Consider the following 20,330-nt stretch of genomic DNA (forward strand, 5'->3'; position numbering starts at 1 on the left):
ACCGTATAAATACAATGTTTTTTAATAGATAAGTGAGAAAAAATTATTTCACTCGCGTTAATCCTATGTTTTCAGGTGCATGTAACACCATTGGAAATTTTTCTATTTTAACAGAACTACTATCTAATCCAAAGGCTCTTTCTTCTGATAGACTAAGTTTTTTTATAAAGAAGTAAGAGTTCATTACTATTTTTTCGTGCCATCTTAAATCGCTGTCATTAGACAGGAATTTTTCAGATAATACAAATTTGAAATCCCCTATGATGTTGTTTTTATTCAATGATTCATAACGACTTGTAATATCTACTTCACCTTTTTTAACCATGTCGCGAATCACTTCTCTAAACATCAAATTAATTTTTGTAGGTTCTCTAAAACCTAAATTAAAGTCGACGCGGTACAAATCATCTTTTACAATTTCGGTAACTTTATATTCTGTTTTGTAAGGTTCCGTTAAAATGTTCACATGAACAAACCAATAGATATCGGCTCTCTTAGGTCGTTTTTGTAAGATAGAGTACATTACTTTTTCTTCAATTTCATCAACTCTTCCGGCGTTAGTCATATAAACCAAATGGGTAGCGTATTTTGGAATAGAAAGGTCAGCGCTTAGCTCAACAAGTACTTTTTTGTAATCTTCAATCTTAACGATTTTTGTGTAGCTCTTATTGATTTTTTTAGCCACATACCAAATAGTCATTACAGAAATGAGTGCAATTGCAATGAATAATGTTACGTAACCACCTTCGGCAAATTTTGTGATGTTTGCTGCTAAGAAACTAAATTCAATCATCAAGTAAACAGTAATTAGCGGTACGATAAAGTACAAGGGCACACGTTTCATTATCAAGTAATAATTTAGCAAAATTGTAGTCATGATCATACACAAAATAATTGCCAAACCATAGGCATGTTCCATGTTGCTAGATTCTTCAAAATGCAAAACGATGCCAACGCAACCAATAAATAGCAACCAATTAATCGATGGTATATATAATTGTCCTTTTAATTCTGTTGGATATTTGATTTTTACTTTAGGCCAGAAATTTAGCCTCATAGCTTCATTTATCAATGTAAATGAGCCACTTATTAATGCTTGAGATGCAATTACAGCAGCAAGTGTAGCTACTACAATTCCTATGGGTTGAAACCAATCTGGCATAATGAGGTAAAACGGATTTCCATTTTTTCCACCAATACTTTGAAGAGTTGCACCTTCATGTTGCATTAGATATGCTCCTTGTCCGAAATAGTTTAGGACTAAAGCAATTTTTACGAAAATCCAACTGATACGGATGTTTTTTCGTCCACAATGCCCCATATCAGAGTATAATGCTTCTGCACCAGTTGTACATAAAAATACGAATCCAAGAACAAAAAATCCTTCAGGATGAATGCTCAGTAAATGGTAAGCATAGTATGGATTTATTGCGTTTAAAACACTAGTGTTTAACATTATTTGAGATACTCCTAAGGTTGCAAGCATTGCAAACCATACGAACATCATTGGTGCAAAAAACTTCCCAACAAGTTTTGTTCCGAATTGCTGAATTGCAAATAGTACAAACAAAATACTGATCACGATTGGAATAGTGTTTATTTCCGGATAATACGTTCTGATTCCTTCAACTGCTGAAGACACCGAGATTGGTGGTGTAATGATTCCGTCAGCGAGTAAGGCGCTACCTCCGATAATTGCGGGAACAATTAACCATTTGATTTTAGTTTTTTTGACCAAAGCATAAAGAGCAAATATTCCGCCTTCTCCATGATTGTCTGCACTTAAAGTGATAATTACATATTTGATCGTAGTTTGTAAAGTTAACGTCCAAAATACGCAAGAGATACCTCCTAAAACAATATCTGCGTTGATGAGATGTGTGCCTAATATGGCTTTCATTACATACAAAGGGGATGTGCCAATATCTCCGTAAATGATTCCTAATGAAATTAATAATCCACCTAATGTCCATTTACTATGGAGGTCTTTGTGTGAAGTGCTCATGAAAAATATTTATAAAAGTGCTCAAATTTACACTTTTTAAATAAATTAAGAACTCATTAAGAAAAAAAACACGGCTGGAAGGCCGTGTTTTTAACAATTTGGTAGTTTTACTAAGATCTTCTGTTCTCGCCTCTCCCTGAATTACTTCTTTGGTTTTCTGTTCGTTGCGGTACGTTAGCTCTGCCATTTTCGCGCGGTGCAGGAGTTGCATTTGTGCTTCTGCTAGAAGAACTGTTTTCTACTCTGTTTTGTGAAAATGTTCTATTTTGACCTCTTTCTCCTATTGAATTACGTTCCTCGCGATTAGGACTGGAACTGCGATTTTCGATTCTTCCTGATCTAGGAATGCCTGCGCGGCTATCAACTGATGAACTTCCATTTTCTTGTCCTCTTGATGGGAAACTACGATTACTTGTCATGTTCCTTGTTTCGTAGGAGTTTCGGGTACCTCTATTTGGTACATCAACTCTTGAGGTACGACCAATCTCATCTGTAGTTCTGTTTGATCGATTAGAGTACGAGCTATTTGCTGTTGACCTATCGTTTGAAGATCCTCTAGGTGTAGCAATTCGGTCTATTCCTTGTGTGTTGCGACTTGCATTCGTATTGTATCTATTTTCACTACTAGTTCGTCGGTTTCCATAAGAAACATTTCCTCGTGAAGATCGTTGTCTATCTAATTCATAGCGGTTGGTAACCGTTGCGTTTCTGTGCGAAAATGAATAATGTGGGTGTTGTTTTTCATAACCATTAGATCGTCTCGAATTATATAAAACTATTGCTTGGTTGCTGCGTCTATAATTGACATAGTTGTAGTTATTGTTGAAATTTAAGCTAATATTGATGTTATTTCTATATCTAAAAACTGGAAATGGGTTCCATGCTCTGTAGTAACTTGGGTAATAACCCCAGTTCCAAGTTGAACAGTAAGGTCTATAAGATGGTCTCCAAAAAGAGGCATATAAAACGGGTGTACTGTAATATACTGGCTCATAAATGTAATTGGCGCCATACAAATAAGTATCTCCAACCACTTGTACATGTACCTTATTGTATTGATCTTTTTCAACATCAATTGTGGCAACGTCTTGGTATACATCGCGATCTAAAACTGCTTGTACAATAATTAGGTGTGTTCTGTTTTCTACAGTTTCGATTACGCGCAGGTAATCAACTTCTTGATCATCGTTCAAGTCAAGATTTGAAATTTGTGCATCAGGATCGTTGAGGCGTCGTTCAAAATCTTGTAAATCGCGCGCTTCTCCAAAAATAGAAGCTACCGCTCGTAGATCTAGATTATCACTGATTTCCGAACTTGTTGCTTGCACAGAAGATCGATTTTGCGCTTGCAATTGAATACTGAAAACAGGAATCAGTAAGGCAAGTAAAAGAACTTTCGTTTTCATGTTGTATCATTTTAGGTTTTTCTTTTTTTGAAGAACCAATTACTGTGCCAATATATTTTATTAGGTTTGCTGCTCTCTTTTAAAATTGTATTTTAGCCTTAAAATAAAAATCTATGATGATAAATAAACTATTGATTTTGTTGCTTTTGACAAGTTGTTTGGCATGTAATACAAGTAAAAATACTGTATTGAAAAATACTGTTAGTTCGGTAAAAATTGATACTCTCTTTAAAGATAAAATTAGTATTCGTGCTATTGAAATTGATGGTCATACAGTCTGGTACGCTGCAGATAAAGGTCGTTTTGGATCATTTGATCTCAATAAAAATGAGCGTAAAGAGCAATTAATTGCTAACGGTAAAGCTCCACTAGAATTTAGAAGTATCGCTCAAAATAAAAAGTCTGTATTTATTGTAAATGTGGGTAATCCTGCATTTTTATATCAAATTCCAAAAAAATCTCTTGTACCTAAACTAGTTTATCAAGAAAGTAATGAAAAAGTTTTTTTCGACAGCATGCGTTTTTGGGATGCCAACGAAGGTATTGCAATGGGAGATCCGGTAGCTGATTGCTTAAATATAATTGTAACTAGAGATGGAGGTGCTACTTGGTCTAAAATTCCAGCTTCTGTTTTACCCACCATCAAACAAGGCGAAGCAGCTTTTGCAGCAAGCAATACAAATATAATTGTTAAAGGGAATGATACTTGGATTGTTTCAGGTGGAACACAATCGAGGGTATTTTATTCTGCTGATCGCGGACGAAGTTGGACTGTTAACAAAACACCAATTGTGCAAGGACGTGCGATGACTGGAATTTTTACTGCTGATTTTTACGATAGTGAAATAGGGTTTATCGCGGGTGGAGATTACGAAAATAGAAATCAAAATTTTGGTAACAAAGCAATAACACTAGACGGCGGGAAAACTTGGAATTTGGTTGCCGAGAATCAAGGGTTTGGCTATGCTTCTTGTGTACAATTTGTGCCGGGAGGTGATGGTAAAGAATTGGTTTCAGTAGGTTTTTCTGGTTTGTATTATTCCAATGACTCAGGCCAAAGTTGGAAATTACTTCTTTTAGATCCAACTTTAAATACTATTCGATTCATAAATAGAACGACAGCAATTGCTGCAGGTCAACAAAAAATGATTCGAATTCAGTTCCAGTAAAAAAAAACACACACCCCAGTTTTAAAATTAGGGTGTGTTTTTTGAATTAATAATCAAAATTTTACTTTCGAGATCCGTTGTTACGGTATTGCTGCAGTAGCTTTCGGTTAAAATCTTCTTCTGCCTTTTTTAATTTTACAATTTTTATAGCAGGTAAAATGGTTCGAACATTTTGCATGAATTTTTTACGGACTAAAAAAAGTTCTTCTTCTGTATCATCAATTTGTGCCAAAAAAATGTTAGCTTCTTTCTCAGTAATTTTATCCAAAGATCCGTCATTCATTCTTCGAACATAACTTTTCATCTTTTGATGTCTTAGTTCAAATTGTTTATCGTCGTAAGCATTGTAAACTGGCCAAAAGCGGGCTGCTTCACTACTTGAAAAATTAAGTTCAGTAGTGAAAAATGCAACTTTTAAAGCTTTTATTTGCTCTCTTTTTTCTTTCATGCTTTCGCCTTGTCCGTAAAATTGGAGCGAAATCATTAAAAAGAGTAGTGGGAATAATTGTTTTAATTTCATTGTAATTAATTTTAATTGTAACAAATTTAGAGGTGCATTGCCTTACTCCAAGATTAAATTTTCTAGATTGGCATTTGTAGAAAAGTGTTCTTCAATACTTTCGTCCTCTAAAACTATCGATGTGTTGATTTTTTCTAAATCCTCAGCGTCTAAATTATTTAGTAAATCATATTGGTTTACAGAGGATTGGTAGGTAATGTAGTTTTCTAGAGCAACAGGATCTATTTTTGCAGTCATTGGATCCGAAGTATAAAAAACAGGAATCATTAACGCCATCACTAAAACCGCTGCAATCATCATTAAAACTTTTTTTCTTTTTGAGAATAATGAAATTACTTTAGTTTCTTCGGGTGGTAATTGAGCCAATAATTTACTTGAAAAAGTATCAAAATAAGCATCTGGAACTGTAAATCCAGCATCAATTTTCGGTTCGTTATCTAGTTTAAATGTCTTCATAATGAGTTTAGACCGTTTAATTTATAAAAGGTTTAATTGTTGGCCACAAAAGCCTCTATTTTTTTTACAGCTAAATGGTAGGAAGCTTTTAAACCCCCAACCGATGTTCCGAGTATTTCAGATATTTCTTCGTATTTCAGTTCTTCAAAATATTTCATTTTAAAAACTAATTGTTGTTTTTCGGGCAACTGCGCGATTGCTTTTTGTAGCTTTAATTGCATCTCGTTACCATCAAAAAAAACATCAGCTTCGAGATTTTCAATAGTTTTGTTTTGCAATGCCTCAGATGTTATGTGATTTGCTTTTGCCTTTTGTTTCAAAAAAGTTAATGCCTCGTTTGTAGCTATACGATACATCCATGAAAAAAGTTTGCTTTCGCCTTTAAAGTTTTTTAGATGCTGAAATATTTTTATAAAACAATTTTGCAATACATCATCAGCATCATCATGATTTAAAACTATCAATCTGATGTGATTGTATAAAGGTTTTTGATACTCCGAAAGCAGACGCTGAAACGCAACATTTTGCGTTTTAGGGTTGAGCAATTGGTTTATAAATTCCTGTTCTTCTTGCAAAATGGTTTCTTTTATTTTAAAGTGCTTCCTAGTTAAAAGTTATCTAGAATTCAGATAAGTCTTGTTCTTTTACAGCTTTTGGTTGAACTGATTTTGGAGTTGTTGTTGCTGAAGTTTCCTGTTCAATTGGATTGGTAGTCGGAATTTCAACAACTTTAGGCATCATTGGAATGTAAATTTCAGTTTCCCATTTGGATGGGTTTTTAATTTCAAATCGACTTTTATTCAGTACTTCAAGCTTTAAAAATTGGTTTCCTACAGCGATTTTATTAGTGTTGATGTAATTTTTAGATTTTAAATAAGCCTTATTTAAGTGTACATAATCACCCAGTAAAGTAGTTTTTACTGCATCAAAAGTTTCTAATTTATCAACTAAAATATCACTTCCCATGCTTGTAGCGATCTGATATTTGATAGGAACGCAAAAAGAAATTTTTGCCACATCTTTTGAACTGTCGTAGGCATGAAATATTAAAAATGGCTTTCCGTTTAATTCAATATTGTTTTGCTTACAAAACGTATTTAGTTTATAAATAATGATACGAGCGTTTTTATAAATCTGAGCAGTTTTTGTAGATATAGTCTGTTTTAGATAAAAAGTACCTGCTTTTTTCACTATTCCGTTTGAGGTTGCGGCAAACGTTTTTAACTCATAGTTTAAGGTTTTGTTTAAGTTTGCCAAGCTCTTTTCGTATAAACTTCCTATCAGTTTTTCGGCACCGCCATTAAAAGTGGCATAAATTTTCATCGAGAAGCTCATTTTTCCTTGAGATTTCCACGTAACTTTAGTTCCTCCTAAAGTGTCTTTAAATTTTATCGTTACATCAGTTTCAGTACCATCATAGTCCATTTTTTGTGCAATACTATCATTTTCCTTTGTAGTTACATTGCGTATGCTTCCGGCTTTACTGCTGTTGCTCCAACTGTACGACGCACCAGGTCCGGCACTTGTAGGTGAGTATGAAAATGTTGTTTCGGGTTGATCAATAGTCCAAGAGGTAAAATCTTCCCAGTTTTTTAAATCGTTGATATAATTAAAAACAGTATTTCTTGGAGTTGGAATTACCTGACTTCTTTCGACAACAAAATTTCCCTTTTGTGTAGCTACAAAAACTGTTGCTGCAACAAAACTGAGTAGCAATAAAAGAAACAAGTATTTTAAAATTCTCATAGTAATACGGGTTTAATTGGCTTAAGTTCAAATGATATTTTAATTGCTTTTTGGTTGAGATTTTTATGAATTGGTAAACAATTATTGTCAATGTTTTGTGTTTTCTTTAAACAAAATACTTAACTGCACGTTCTGTAGTATGCAATACTCCACAAAAATGCCCACAATATAGTAGACATTTTTTGAATATGTTTAATTATCTTTTAAAAAATACTTTAATTATAAACAAAATGGCAATAAATGCAAGAAAACCAATGAGTATTTTATAGTTTCCTTTATAAAACTGCTTGTGAATATTGATGTCTTTGCGATAGGAGTAGACCGCTGCAATAATAAATGATATAAAAAATAAGACCGCAAATACGAGTTGACCTTTACTGAACATAGTTAATTTTATTTTTGGTAAATTTAGGTAATAGTTTAGAAATAGTTACTAATTTGCTCTTGCAATTAACAAATTTTAAGGATGAAAAAACAAATTGATGCAGTAAAAGAATTTCATACTGCTTATAGACTTGGTTACAGTGATACGCCTGTTGCGGTTCTGGCAAACAAAAAACAAGAACTTCGGTTTGAGCTTATGAAGGAAGAAAACGAAGAGTATCTTGAGGCGGCAAAAAATGGTGACTTAGTTGAGATTGCTGATGCTTTAGGTGATATGCTTTACATTTTATGTGGAACTATTATTGAGCATGGCTTACAGGATAAAATAGAAGCTGTTTTTGATGAAATCCAGCGAAGTAATATGAGTAAACTTGATGAAAATGGACAGCCAATTTATCGTGAAGATGGTAAAGTTTTAAAGGGGCCAAACTATTTCAAACCAGATCTTTTATCGATTTTTGGTAATAAATAGAGAATATCTTAGATGGGTTTTAAAAAAAAGCGATTTTCACGGAGAAAATCGCTTTTTTTAATGTCCTAATTTGGAAGTATAATTAAATTTTAACGGTCCACCCAAAAGTATCTTCTTCTAATTTGTTTTGAATGTTTGTTAATTTCTCTTTTAACTGAGAAGCTACAGTTGCTTCAGATTTCGGTAATTCAAAATATTCGTCTTTATAAGAAAATCCAGATATAGGGCTCACAACTGCTGCTGTACCTGCTCCAAAAATCTCTTGTAAGCTTCCGTCTTTTGCCGCTGCAACAAGCTCATCTACTAATACAGAGCGTACCTCTACGTTAATACCTTCGCTTTTTGCTAACTCAATTAAGGTTTTTCTAGTTACACCATCCAAAATACGTTCACTAACAGGGGCTGTAAGAAGTGTATTGTTGATTCTGAAAAACACGTTCATAGTGCCAGCTTCTTCTAGCTTTGTATGTGTAGCATCGTCGGTCCAAATTACTTGTTGGAATCCTTGCTTGTTGGCAAGAGTTGTTGGGTAAAATTGTGCTCCATAATTTCCAGCCGCTTTTGCCGCTCCAATTCCGCCATTGGCTGCGCGACTATAGTGTTCTGCGATAAGTACTTTAACGTCACCTGCATAATACGATGTTACTGGCGACAAAATAATCATGAATTTATAATCATCTGATGGATTTGCAATAACACCAGTCCCATTTGCAATCATAAACGGTCTAATATACATAGCGTTTCCTTTGCCTTTTTTTATCCAAGCTTCATCAAGGTGCAGTAATTGTTGTAGACCATTCATGAAAATGTCCTCTGGTACTTCAGGCATTGCCATTCGTACCGCTGATTTATTAAATCGATTATAATTTTCATCAGGTCTAAAAAGCCAAATTTCGTCTGCATCATTTTTATAGGCTTTCATTCCTTCAAATATAGCTTGTCCATAATGAAACACTCTAGTTGATGGATCTATTAAAAATGGTGCATAAGGTTTTATAACGGGTTGTTGCCATTCACCGTTTTTAAAATCACATTCAAATAAGTGATCCGTAAATACTGAACCAAAGCTTAGGTTGTTAAAATCTACTTCATTAATTTTAGTTGTTGTAGCTTTTATAATTTCAATTTGCGTTGTTTGAGTAGCACTCATAGTTGTATACTGTTTTTGTTTTTAGTAAACCTCCTACCTTTCCATTTTATGGTAATACGGCTTTATAGAATGTTTGCAAAATTAAATAAAAATCAGTAAAATTGTTATCAATAAGATATTAATTATGCGATTTTGGTGAGATTTGTTTATTTTGTAATAAATCAACCGTAAGTTGTTTGTTTTATTGGAGATTTGTACAAAAAGCAAATAAAAAATAAGGCTTTCGAAGTAGTTTTATCTAATTTTGAAAGTTCGAGTGAGGGAAATAACCTGCAATAAAAAATCTAAACATTGAAAAGAGAAATAATTCAAACACTTGATGGTTCAACAACCATTCATTTAACTGATTGGGACGAATGTTACCACTCTAAGCACGGTGCCATTCAAGAGGCACAGCATGTATTTATTAAAAATGGGTTGGCTTTATTTCCTGATCAAAAAATAGCGCTTTTGGAAATTGGTTTTGGAACAGGTTTAAATGCTTTTATTACGGTTTTAGAATCTGAAAAAAGAAATCAACTAATAGATTATGTTGGGGTAGAGGCTTATCCAGTTGCTGCTGAAGAAGTTTTACAAATGAATTATGTAGCCGAGCTAAACGCCAATGATCAATTAGAGATTTTTCAAAAAATGCACGAGAGTAATTGGGAGGAAAAAACAGTTTTGACAAGTCATTTTACTTTAACTAAGAGAAAGCAGTTCTTTGAAAATATTGATGATGAAGATTGTTTTGATTTAATTTATTTTGATGCTTTTGGTTACCGCGTTCAACCGGAACTGTGGAGTACTGCCGTTTTTGAAAAAATGTACAAAGCCTTAAAAGTAGGTGGCGTTTTAGTAACTTATGCAGCGCGTGGAGTTGTAAAGCGAAGTATGATAGAGGTTGGTTTTACAGTCGAAAAATTAGCAGGGCCACCTGGCAAAAGAGAAATGTTTAGGGCATTTAAAAAGTAATTAGTGTACCAGTTGTTTACAATGAATTAGCATAATAAAAAAGCTAATACAACGTTAAAATTAATATCAGCTAATTAAATTGTAGTATTTTTACAAAAAAAAACAATCAAAATATCAATTAAATCTTCATTTACTATGTCGAAAATCATGTATGATTATACAAAATCAATTTTGGAAAGAGTAAGTTTTGATCCCACCTTATTTTGTAAAGAGTTAGAAAAAGCTATTAAAACATTACTTCCTTATGAGTTGGAACAATTGCGTGAATGGCTTTTGAATTTTACGGTTGAGAAACCAGAATTAAAACAATGTTTGATTTTGGTCAATTCGTAAACATTACAAAAAAATATTAAAGTATAAAAAAAGTCGGAATCAAATTCCGACTTTTTTTATGCTATTTTTTTGGCATTGAACTGATGATTTCTATATTCTGAAATACAATTGCGCCTTTTATAACCCCTGCAATCGTGCTACGCAATGCATCTATAATTTGAATTTTTAATTCGTTTTTCGGAAAGATAAGACTTACCTCGCGCGCCGGTTTTGGTTCTTTAAAATGACGTAGTTTTAATTTGTCTTTTTCTTTTAAATCTAAAGTATGCAAGTAAGGCAGTAGCGTGGTGCCCAAACCTTCATCAGCTAACTTTATTAGAGTTTCAAAACTGCCACTTTCAATTTGAAAATGACTAATTTCATTGCGGTCACCAGTTTTGCATAAGTTGAGTATGCCATCCCTAAAGCAATGTCCGTCTTGTAAGAGTAAAATTTCATCTAAATTTAAATCAGCTACTTCAATTTCATTTTTTTGAAAATGATGATGGCTTTCCGGGATGTAAGCCACAAATGGCTCATAATAAAGAACTATTTCCTTGATTTTTTCTTCAAGAAGTGGAGTTGCTGCTATTCCAGCGTCAAGATGGCCGTTATTCAATTTAGTAATAATCTCTGAAGTGTTTAATTCCTCAATGATCAATTTTACTTTAGGATACTTTTTGATAAAGTTGTTTAAAAACATCGGAAGGAGAGTAGGCATGATGGTTGGAATTATACCAAGCCTGAACTCACCACCTATAAATCCTTTTTGTTGCTCTACAATATCTTGAATACGATCTGCTTCAACAACTATATTTTTAGCTTGATTAACAATTTTTTGACCAATATCAGTTAACTGAATTGGTTTTTTAGTTCTATCAAAAATTTGAATACTGAGTTCTTCTTCAATTTTTTGAATTTGCATACTCAAAGTAGGTTGTGTAACAAAGCACTTTTCAGCCGCGAGAGTGAAATTCTTATATTCGGCTACAGCCAAAACGTATTTTAATTGCGTAATTGTCATTGAATAATAAAATTTTATACAAAGATAAAAACTATCGATTTAATTTATATGTTTTTTAACTTCTAAAAACTTAATTATTTTTAGTATTTTAGTTAAAAAATATAAAATGATGTGTCATTTTTCTTAACTAAAAGATATTTTTGCGCCATGAAGTCAGTAGCTCCTATTTTGCTTTTCTTTTTTATTGCTTTTTTATTAACGCCAACTGTAGTGAGTTTGATAGAAAATGATGCTGATATTCATATGTTTTACAGTTTTTCTGAAGAAGAAATTATTAAAAATTTTCAGGAAATAAAAGTAGATTTGAAGCAGAATTTTGATTATCCTATTTTAGTTACTGAATCTCAATTAAGTTCTAAAATTATTTCAGAAAATTTATCTCGTCACGACACTGTTTTAGAAAAAATATCTTCTCCACCGCCAGAATTTGTTTAATGCATATTTGTTCGTTTTCAAATTTTTTGAAAACTAGTTTAATGTTTAAATAATTTATTGGTATGACCAAAAAAATCAATCTTTTTGCGAACTTAAAATCTGATTTTTCGTCAGGTTTAGTAGTTTTTCTTGTGGCTTTGCCACTGTGTCTCGGTATTGCTTTGGCAAGTGGGGCACCTTTATTTTCGGGTATTATTTCAGGAGTTATAGGTGGGATAGTTGTTGGCTATTTAAGTCAATCTCATGTATCCGTTTCTGGTCCCGCAGCGGGTTTAACAGCAATTGTTTTAACAGCAATTACTGATTTGGGTTCGTTTAATTCCTTTCTTCTAGCGGTGTTAATTGCTGGAATTATTCAGTTAATTCTAGGATTTGTAAAAGCGGGAACAATTTCAAATTATTTTCCAAACAATGTTATTGAAGGAATGCTAGCTGGTATTGGTGTGATTATCATTCTCAAACAAATTCCTCATGCGTTTGGATATGATCCAGATTTTGAAGGAGATGAAGCCTTTTTTCAGCTAGATGGCGAAAATTCATTTTCTGAAATATTTCAAGTTGTAAATCATGTTCAGTTAGGCTCTATAATTATAGCCTTGATATCATTATCAATTTTGATACTTTGGAATAAAATTGCCTTTTTAAAAAGTATAAAGCTAGTTCCGCCAGCTTTAGTTGCGGTAATAGTGAGTATTTTATTAAATGAATTTTTTATTCAGTCTGGCAGTAATTTAGCTATTTTAAAAGAACATTTGGTAAGTCTTCCTGTTCCAACCTCGTTAGAAGAATTTAAAAACATTATTGTTACACCAGATTTTAGTGCTATTTCAAATTCTAAAGTTTGGATTATTGCTATAACAATTGCCGTTGTGGCATCTATTGAAACTTTATTGTGTATTGAAGCTTCTGATAGAATGGATGCTTTAAAACGATATACCAATACGAATGTGGAGTTGAAAGCACAAGGTATTGGTAATATTTTAAGTGCTCTTTTGGGTGGTTTGCCAATGACATCAGTAGTTGTTAGAACTACTGCTAATAATACTGCAGGAGCAAAATCAAAAATGTCTACAATCATTCATGGTTGTCTATTACTGGTAAGTGTTTTGGCAATTCCAACTGTATTGAATAAAATTCCCCTGGCAACACTGGCAGCCGTGTTATTAATGGTTGGTTATAAACTAGCAAATCCAGCAACGGTGAAGCATTTTTGGGAAAAAGGGAAATATCAATTCATACCATTTATAGCAACATTTGCCGCTGTAGTATTCACAGATTTGCTAAAAGGAGTTGCCTTAGGGATGATAATTAGTGTTATTTTTGTTTTAAAAGGAAACATGAAACGCGCTTATAATTTTAGAAAAGAACAATACCAAGATGGAGATGTTATTCATATTGATTTGGCCCAAGAGGTTTCGTTTTTGAATAAAGCAGCTATTAAAGAAACAATTGCATCAATTCCTTCAAATTCAAAAGTGGTTATCAATGCATCTGATACGGTTTATATAGCGCATGATGTTTTAGATTTAATAAAAGAATTCAAGAAAATTAGATCAAAAGAAGAAAATATTAAAGTAAAATTAGTTGGATTTAAAGAAGCCTATGATCTTGAAAATAGTGGTGAAGATGAAAAACACGTTTTTGTAGAATCAAAAAAAAATAATTAAGAAAATCAAACAATATGAAAGCACATAATAGAGAATCACAAGCTCAAATGACGCCACAAAAAGCTTTAGATTATTTAAAAGAAGGAAATCAAAGATTTATGAGTAATTTAAAAGCTCATAGAGATTTGTTAGAACAAGCTAATGCAACCGTTGACGGTCAATGGCCATTTGCAACCATTTTGAGTTGTATTGACAGTAGAACATCGGCCGAGCTAATTTTTGATCAAGGTTTAGGCGATGTTTTTTCAGTTAGAATAGCGGGTAATGTTGTGAATACTGATATTTTAGGAAGTATGGAATTTGCTTGTAAAGTTGCCGGTTCTAAGCTTATTGTCGTCTTGGGGCATACCAAATGTGGCGCAATAAAAGGAGCTTGTGATCACGTAGAAATGGGGAATTTGACCGAATTATTGTCTAAAATTCAACCATCAGTTTATCAAGAAAGTGAAACAATAACAGAAAGAAGTTCAAAAAATGCAACTTTCGTTGAAAACGTATCTCAAATCAATGTAAAAAGAAATGTAAAAAGTATCATAGAACGTAGCCCAATCTTAAAGCAAATGATTGAAAATGGCGAAATTGGTATTGTTGGGGCAATGCATAATTTAGAAACAGGTGAAGTTACTTTTTATGAAGACGCTTCTTTTATCAATAACTAAATAATTTAACTGTAATAGTAAAGACCATTAATTAATAAGATTAATGGTTTTTTTATTTTGAAGATCAAAAAATATCATGAACGAATACTATCAAAAATTACTTGAAAATAACAAAGAATGGGTAGAGAGTCAATTGGCCATTGATAAAGATTTTTTTAAAGATTTGGCAAAGGGACAAAATCCGCAATTGTTGTGGATAGGCTGCTCTGATAGTCGCGTTCCTGCAAACGAAATTGTAGGCGCAAAAGCCGGTGAAGTTTTTGTACACAGAAATATTGCCAATATGGTGGTTCACTCTGATATGAATATGTTGTCTGTTTTAGATTATGCCGTAAATGTTCTAAAAGTGAAACACGTTATTGTTTGCGGACACTATGGTTGCGGAGGTATAAAAGCTGCAATGGGAAATCAATCTATTGGAATTATTGACAACTGGATCCGTCATATTAAAGATGTGTATCGTTTACATCATGCGCATTTAGACTCCATTGAAGATGAAACTACTCGTTTTAATACTTTCGTAGAATTGAACGTGAAAGAACAAGTTTTTGATTTAGCCAAAACATCAATCGTTCAAGGAGCATGGAGTAATGGTCAAGATTTAACCCTACATGGTTGGGTTTATGGTTTAAATTCGGGTTTTGTAACTGATTTAGAGGTAAACATCAGTTCTGAAAAAGATCTAGATGATGTGTACCAACTTAAATTTTAAAAAAAAAGTCACTTTCAGCGTTTTTTTTACTCAGAATCTAAATTTTCATTAAACGCCGAAGGCAATAATTTAGGTATAAATTTAACTAAGATAGGCAACAACAAACTACCACCAGGAAGCAAAAATATTGTCAGTGAAGGAATTGTTTTACATATTTCTAATAGTTGTTTTTTTACTTTTCTCTTTTCTTTTTCGTCTAAATCGCGGTGTGTAGAATGGGCTAATAACACCATTAATTCTTTGCTTTGCAGCAATTCTTTTAATAATCTATTCTTATTGCGGCTTATGAGTGTTACAACACTTTGCGTTGTTTGATCATAAAAATGTTTTACAGGATTAGAGTAATTAAAATAAGGAATTTCTTTTTTGTATCGTGCAATAAAATCATGTGCATTTTTGACACTTTCTTCTACAAATTCTTCTGATACCTCAAGTGTAGTACCTAAGGAATGTAAAAAATAGGCTTCGTCATTTTCGATTTCTTGATCACTCCACAAAGCCATTCCTACCAAATCAATGAAGTATTTTTTTTCCAACTCGTGTGTAAAGTACTCGAGTTGCAATGCATCAATACTTTGAGCTGTTACTTTCGAAAATTTACTGTATCTGATGGAAGCCTCAAATAATTTGATCAACAAATCATCATATTGTGATTTTGTAGATTTTATTTTTAAAGCTAGAGTAACCAAATTTACAATGGTTTCTTCAATTTTTTTTAGGTATTTCTCAGGAATTTCACCATGAACTAAATATTGTCTAAAAGCCAAAACATCAATAAAAAGTAGGGCATTAGTAACCAAGTGAGAAAAATTCTTGCTTATAATACTGTCATTGGTTTGTACTCGTTGGTCAATAATTTTTTCTAAAGTTAGTGACGTAGAGTTTTTTGGAAGTATTTTTTTTAATAAGCTAAACCCTTCTGGATTCATTTCGTTGTAAAAAGCAACTGCTCGTTGTGCAAAAATGCTGGTATCCATTGCAGTTGTACTGAGGCAAAAAACGCTATATAGCGCATTGAGTAAAGCTACTTTTGAGATTTCCTCTTTAAACCAACCTTTGGTTTCAATTGGATTTGGAATATCAAAATCAATAATATGGCCGTAAATAAATCCAGTTGCTCGCACTTTTTTATAAAAGCTAGCATTATCAACCGAAACAATTGCAGTGCTAAAATGCTGTTCGGAGAAAAATTTATCGATCCAACCTGATGTTGATGGGTTAATCATTGTTTAATTTTGAGACTGCAAAGCTATACTATTTTAGATTAGTTTTTGAACCTACTTTTTTAGTTTAACAAACAAATTGCAATTAGTTGAAAAGGAATGTAGTTCCAAGTATTTTTTTAATAATTTCGACAAATAAATCAAAAAACACAAAAGCTCCTAAACAATCGTCTAGGAGCTATGGTAATGCTTTTTAAATCTAATTTAAGATTTGAATAACTTTTCAGCTTCTTCCCAATTAACTAAATTCCAAAACGAAGCAATGTAATCTGCTCTACGGTTTTGATTTTTTAGGTAATACGCGTGTTCCCAAACGTCAAGAGCCAAAACAGGTTTCCCTTTCAGTCCATTTCCTTTCAAACGCATCAAAGGATTATCCTGATTGGCTGTAGAACCAATAACAAGTTTACCATCTTTAACAACTAACCAAGCCCAACCTGAACCAAATCGCTTGGTTGCTGCATCTGTAAATTGTTTTTTAAACTCTTCAAATGAGCCAAAACTAGAATTTATAGCTGTAGCAAGCGTACCTTGAGGTACTCCGCCCCCTTTTGGACTCAATAAATTCCAAAATAATGAGTGATTGTAATGGCCACCTGCGTTATTGCGTATTCCTTCCGGAAATTTATTGATGTTTTCAAAAATAGATTCTAATGAGTTACTCATTCCAATCAAATTTTTATCAATGGTCTCTAGCCCTTTATTTAAGTTGTTTACATAAGCCTGGTGGTGCTTGCTATGGTGAATTTCCATTGTCGCTTTATCAAAATGAGGCTCTAAGGCATCATAGGCATAGGCCAGTTTTGGTAAAGAATACGTTCCCACAACATCAATCACAGTTTCATTTTGAGGGAAGATGACATTTTTTTCATTCGCAAAAGTTTGACTTAACAAACTAGATCCTAGAATCGTTCCTGTAGATAATAGAGCTGTTTGTTTTAAAAAGCTTCTTCGGCTATTGTTGTTTTCCATGACGGTTTATTTTTTATACTAATTAGGGTTGTATTTTAATCCTTAAAATTAGTTCTTTAAATAGTATTTCAAGTTAAGAATCACTTAAATTTTGATGATTCAACTACTATAATCTTGCGTTGTAAATTATGGTTTTAAGTGTAATTATATAAAAAACTGAAATAAAAGCAATTGTTTTAGTTCGTAAATTTGCTTCCTGAGTTAAAATTATCTTGTTGGTTTATCGAGTAAAAGTAAAACTATGAATAAAAAAGAAATTGCAAAAAATGGCTGGACCATGCTGGTACAAACTTTTGACGAGTTTAATACTGATAACGCTATAAAATTAAGTGCTTCCTTATCCTATTATACTATTTTTTCGCTGCCGCCTTTACTGATTATTATTTTGTCAGTTTTTAGTTTTTTCTTTGGTGAAGAGGCTGTTAACGGTAGGTTTTTTGGACAGATTAATGGTATGGTTGGTAATCAAGCAGCTTTGCAAATTCAAGAAACGATTAGAAATATCGAATTATCTGACAGTAATGCATTTGCAGCTACATTTGGAGGAATAATGCTTTTGGTAGGAGCATCTGGGGTTTTTGCTGAGATTCAAAGTTCCATTAATTCAATTTGGGGTCTTAGAGCAAAACCCAATAAAGGCATTGTGAAATTTGTGAAAAACAGGCTCATGTCTTTTTCTATGATTGCTTCTGTGGGTTTTTTATTGATGGTTAGTTTAATGGTAAATACCGTTATGGATATCATAAATGCTAGATTGTTGGTTTATTTTCCAGATACAACGGTGTACATTTTTTATATTTTTAATATTTTACTTCTCTTTTGTACCACTACAATTTTATTTGCTGTGATTTTTAAAACGTTACCAGATGGCGAAATTGTTTGGAAAGATGCTTTGATAGGTTCCAGTTTTACCTCACTTTTTTTTATGATTGGTAAGTTTGCGATTGGTTTTTATTTGGGCAGTTCTACCGTAGCCACTGTTTATGGTGCTGCTGGATCGGTAGTTATTATTTTAGTTTGGGTATATTACTCTGCTATCATTTTATATTTCGGTGCCGAGTTTACTAAAGTTTATGCTAATTCTCATGGGAATAAAATAATTCCTAATGCCTATGCGGTTGCCATTAAAGTTGAAGTTTTGGAAGTTCCTAAGAGAATGTAAGTTGCTTTAATTCAAAAACTAAGACATAAAAAAACCGCCTTGTTCTTTGAGGATCCAAGGCGGTTAAAAAAAAACTAAAAACTAAATTTATTAGAAACAATATTCGTTTTCGGCTACTAATTTTGCCGTAATTGTTTCTTTCAATGCCACTACGTTTGGCATATTGGTATATTTTGTAAAACGACGTAATCCCATAAGCATCATGCGTTGTTCATCGCCTTCAGCAAAAGATATAATCGCTTCTTTTCCTTTTTGAGTAACAATATCTACTGCTTGGTACAAGTACAATTGTGCCATTGCAATTTGCTCTTTTACTTTGTCCTCGCCTTCTTTTTTGGCTAATTTTTCAGTTCTAAGCAAAGTACTTTCTGCCATGTAAATCTCGATCAACATATCAGATGCAGACATCAAGATTTGTTGGTGCGAATCTAATTCAGTTCCAAATTTTTGAACAGCGCTTCCGGCAACCATCATGAATGCTTTTTTCAACTTCACGATCATCTCTTTTTCTTCAGCAAGTAATTCAGAGTAATCAGGAGTATCAAAAGATGGAATACCCATTAATTCTTCACCAACTTTAGTAGCTGGTCCTAATAAATCAACGTGTCCTTTCATTGCTTTTTTAATCAACATTCCTACTGAAAGCATTCTGTTGATTTCATTTGTTCCTTCGTAGATACGTGCAATACGGGCGTCTCTCCAAGCACTTTCCATTGGTGTATCTTCAGAGAAGCCCATTCCTCCAAAAATTTGAATTCCTTCGTCTGAACAATTTTGAACATCTTCAGAAACCGCTACTTTTAAAATAGAACATTCGATAGCATATTCTTCAACACCTTTTAATTCAGCTTCTTGGTGCGAAACTCCTGCAGCCTCACGCGCAATGATACGATCTTCAATATCTTTTGCAGCACGGTACGATGCGCTTTCTCCAGCATAACAGCTAGTTGCCATATCTGCTAATTTCGCACGAATGGCACCAAATTGAGAAATTGCAGTATTAAATTGGATTCTTTCATTAGCATATTTAACTGCTCCAGTAATTACTCTACGTTGAGCATCCAAACAAGCAGCTGCCAATTTGATACGACCTACGTTAAGTGCATTCATTGCAATCTTGAAACCGTTACCTCTTTCAGATAACATGTTCTCTACAGGAACTTTTGTTTCGTTGAAGAATACTTGACGAGTAGAGGAAGCACGAATACCTAATTTGTGCTCTTCTTCTCCCATTGAAATTCCGTTATCTGGAGTGTTTTCAACGATAAAACCAGTAATGTTTTTGTCATCACCAATTCTTGCGAACACGATAAAAACGCTACAGAAACCTGCATTCGAAATCCACATTTTTTGACCAGTGATAGAGTAGTAGGTACCGTCTTCAGATAAAACTGCTTTCGTTTTTCCAGAATTGGCATCCGATCCAGCGCCTGGTTCTGTCAAACAGTAAGCACCAAACCATTCGCCAGAAGCTAATTTTGGTACATACTTTTGCTTTTGTTCTTCAGACCCATAAAGTGTAATTGGCATAGTTCCAATTCCGGTATGAGCTCCAAATGCAGTTGAGAAAGATCCTGTTGCTCCTGAAATATAATCACATACAAGCATTGTGGATACGAATCCCATTCCTAATCCGCCGTAAGCTTCAGGAACAGCTACTCCTAGCAATCCTAAATCCCCAGCTTTTTTCATCGTTTCTTGTGTGTACGCATAATCTTTTTTCTCAAAACGATCTTTGTGTGCCCACAACTCTTTGTCTACAAACTCCTTTACAGAGTCGCGCATCATTAATTGTTCTTCTGTGAAATCTTCTGGTGTGAAAATATCTTCACATTTTGTTTCTTTTACTAAAAACTGACCACCACGGGTTACGTCTTTTTCTATTGTATCTGCCATTTTTTA

Annotated in this window: 20 protein-coding genes; 9 read left to right on the top strand and 11 right to left on the bottom strand. The window is 33.3% G+C overall.

All coding sequences use genetic code 11. From position 1 onward, the window contains the following. Window positions 1-43: 43 nt before the first annotated feature. On the bottom strand, window positions 44-2,005 hold the full coding sequence (locus L1S34_RS06975) for a KUP/HAK/KT family potassium transporter (RefSeq protein WP_166135377.1): 1,962 nt from the start codon (window positions 2,003-2,005) through the stop codon (window positions 44-46). Window positions 2,006-2,115: 110 nt separating this feature from the next. Beyond that, window positions 2,116-3,411, bottom strand: a complete 1,296-nt coding sequence (locus L1S34_RS06980; RefSeq protein WP_236363395.1) for a hypothetical protein — start codon at window positions 3,409-3,411, stop codon at window positions 2,116-2,118. 113 nt (window positions 3,412-3,524) lie between these two features. Here L1S34_RS06980 and L1S34_RS06985 point away from each other — a divergent pair, with 113 nt between their 5' ends. Continuing rightward, complete coding sequence (locus L1S34_RS06985; protein WP_236363396.1) at window positions 3,525-4,580, top strand: WD40/YVTN/BNR-like repeat-containing protein; 1,056 nt, start codon at window positions 3,525-3,527, stop codon at window positions 4,578-4,580. A gap of 61 nt (window positions 4,581-4,641) precedes the next feature. Here L1S34_RS06985 and L1S34_RS06990 read toward each other — a convergent pair whose 3' ends face one another. Genes L1S34_RS06990 through L1S34_RS07005 form a run of 4 tightly spaced genes read right to left on the bottom strand, consistent with a single transcriptional unit; the run spans window position 4,642 to window position 7,302 of the window. Further along, window positions 4,642-5,100: a sensor of ECF-type sigma factor gene (locus L1S34_RS06990; protein WP_166135383.1), complete on the bottom strand. Its 459-nt coding sequence runs from the start codon at window positions 5,098-5,100 to the stop codon at window positions 4,642-4,644. Between the two features lie 42 nt (window positions 5,101-5,142). Continuing rightward, the gene (locus L1S34_RS06995; protein ID WP_236363397.1) at window positions 5,143-5,556 is read right to left on the bottom strand and encodes a hypothetical protein; all 414 of its coding nucleotides are present in this window, start codon (window positions 5,554-5,556) and stop codon (window positions 5,143-5,145) included. 32 nt (window positions 5,557-5,588) lie between these two features. Then, the gene (locus L1S34_RS07000; RefSeq protein WP_236363398.1) at window positions 5,589-6,131 is read right to left on the bottom strand and encodes an RNA polymerase sigma factor; all 543 of its coding nucleotides are present in this window, start codon (window positions 6,129-6,131) and stop codon (window positions 5,589-5,591) included. 43 nt (window positions 6,132-6,174) lie between these two features. Next, entirely contained in the window at window positions 6,175-7,302 is a 1,128-nt protein-coding gene (locus tag L1S34_RS07005; protein ID WP_236363399.1) for an SRPBCC family protein, read from the bottom strand. A gap of 466 nt (window positions 7,303-7,768) precedes the next feature. On the opposite strand from L1S34_RS07005, the gene L1S34_RS07015 reads away from it, so the two are divergent. Further along, the gene (locus L1S34_RS07015; RefSeq protein WP_236363400.1) at window positions 7,769-8,158 is read left to right on the top strand and encodes a nucleoside triphosphate pyrophosphohydrolase family protein; all 390 of its coding nucleotides are present in this window, start codon (window positions 7,769-7,771) and stop codon (window positions 8,156-8,158) included. An 82-nt stretch (window positions 8,159-8,240) separates the two neighbouring features. Here L1S34_RS07015 and L1S34_RS07020 read toward each other — a convergent pair whose 3' ends face one another. Beyond that, entirely contained in the window at window positions 8,241-9,308 is a 1,068-nt protein-coding gene (locus tag L1S34_RS07020; protein ID WP_236363401.1) for a branched-chain amino acid aminotransferase, read from the bottom strand. A 291-nt stretch (window positions 9,309-9,599) separates the two neighbouring features. On the opposite strand from L1S34_RS07020, the gene mnmD reads away from it, so the two are divergent. Further along, entirely contained in the window at window positions 9,600-10,262 is a 663-nt protein-coding gene (gene mnmD / locus L1S34_RS07025) for a tRNA (5-methylaminomethyl-2-thiouridine)(34)-methyltransferase MnmD (RefSeq protein ID WP_236363402.1), read from the top strand. A gap of 135 nt (window positions 10,263-10,397) precedes the next feature. Next, window positions 10,398-10,595: a hypothetical protein gene (locus L1S34_RS07030; protein WP_166135405.1), complete on the top strand. Its 198-nt coding sequence runs from the start codon at window positions 10,398-10,400 to the stop codon at window positions 10,593-10,595. A gap of 61 nt (window positions 10,596-10,656) precedes the next feature. Here L1S34_RS07030 and L1S34_RS07035 read toward each other — a convergent pair whose 3' ends face one another. Then, window positions 10,657-11,598: a LysR substrate-binding domain-containing protein gene (locus L1S34_RS07035; protein WP_236363403.1), complete on the bottom strand. Its 942-nt coding sequence runs from the start codon at window positions 11,596-11,598 to the stop codon at window positions 10,657-10,659. A gap of 147 nt (window positions 11,599-11,745) precedes the next feature. Between L1S34_RS07035 and L1S34_RS07040 the strand changes: the two genes are divergently transcribed. The 4 genes from L1S34_RS07040 (at window position 11,746) to can (ending at window position 15,071) form a co-directional block, all read left to right on the top strand. Continuing rightward, window positions 11,746-12,033: a hypothetical protein gene (locus tag L1S34_RS07040; protein WP_236363404.1), complete on the top strand. Its 288-nt coding sequence runs from the start codon at window positions 11,746-11,748 to the stop codon at window positions 12,031-12,033. 62 nt (window positions 12,034-12,095) lie between these two features. Next, window positions 12,096-13,700: a SulP family inorganic anion transporter gene (locus L1S34_RS07045; protein ID WP_236363405.1), complete on the top strand. Its 1,605-nt coding sequence runs from the start codon at window positions 12,096-12,098 to the stop codon at window positions 13,698-13,700. A 14-nt stretch (window positions 13,701-13,714) separates the two neighbouring features. Further along, entirely contained in the window at window positions 13,715-14,359 is a 645-nt protein-coding gene (locus L1S34_RS07050) for a carbonic anhydrase family protein (protein ID WP_236363406.1), read from the top strand. A gap of 76 nt (window positions 14,360-14,435) precedes the next feature. After that, window positions 14,436-15,071, top strand: a complete 636-nt coding sequence (can, locus tag L1S34_RS07055; protein WP_236363407.1) for a carbonate dehydratase — start codon at window positions 14,436-14,438, stop codon at window positions 15,069-15,071. Window positions 15,072-15,097: 26 nt separating this feature from the next. Here the strand turns inward: can and L1S34_RS07060 are convergent, their stop codons facing one another. Then, complete coding sequence (locus L1S34_RS07060) at window positions 15,098-16,297, bottom strand: LETM1-related biofilm-associated protein (RefSeq protein WP_236363408.1); 1,200 nt, start codon at window positions 16,295-16,297, stop codon at window positions 15,098-15,100. A 201-nt stretch (window positions 16,298-16,498) separates the two neighbouring features. Next, window positions 16,499-17,266, bottom strand: coding sequence for a superoxide dismutase (locus tag L1S34_RS07065; protein WP_255710738.1), 768 nt, complete (start codon window positions 17,264-17,266; stop codon window positions 16,499-16,501). Window positions 17,267-17,507: 241 nt separating this feature from the next. On the opposite strand from L1S34_RS07065, the gene L1S34_RS07070 reads away from it, so the two are divergent. Beyond that, entirely contained in the window at window positions 17,508-18,428 is a 921-nt protein-coding gene (locus tag L1S34_RS07070; protein WP_166135426.1) for a YihY/virulence factor BrkB family protein, read from the top strand. A gap of 90 nt (window positions 18,429-18,518) precedes the next feature. Here L1S34_RS07070 and L1S34_RS07075 read toward each other — a convergent pair whose 3' ends face one another. Continuing rightward, complete coding sequence (locus tag L1S34_RS07075; protein WP_236363409.1) at window positions 18,519-20,324, bottom strand: acyl-CoA dehydrogenase family protein; 1,806 nt, start codon at window positions 20,322-20,324, stop codon at window positions 18,519-18,521. Window positions 20,325-20,330: the final 6 nt, after the last annotated feature.

It is taken from the genome of Flavobacterium sp. K77, assembly GCF_021608205.1.
Lineage (GTDB): Bacteria > Bacteroidota > Bacteroidia > Flavobacteriales > Flavobacteriaceae > Flavobacterium > Flavobacterium turcicum.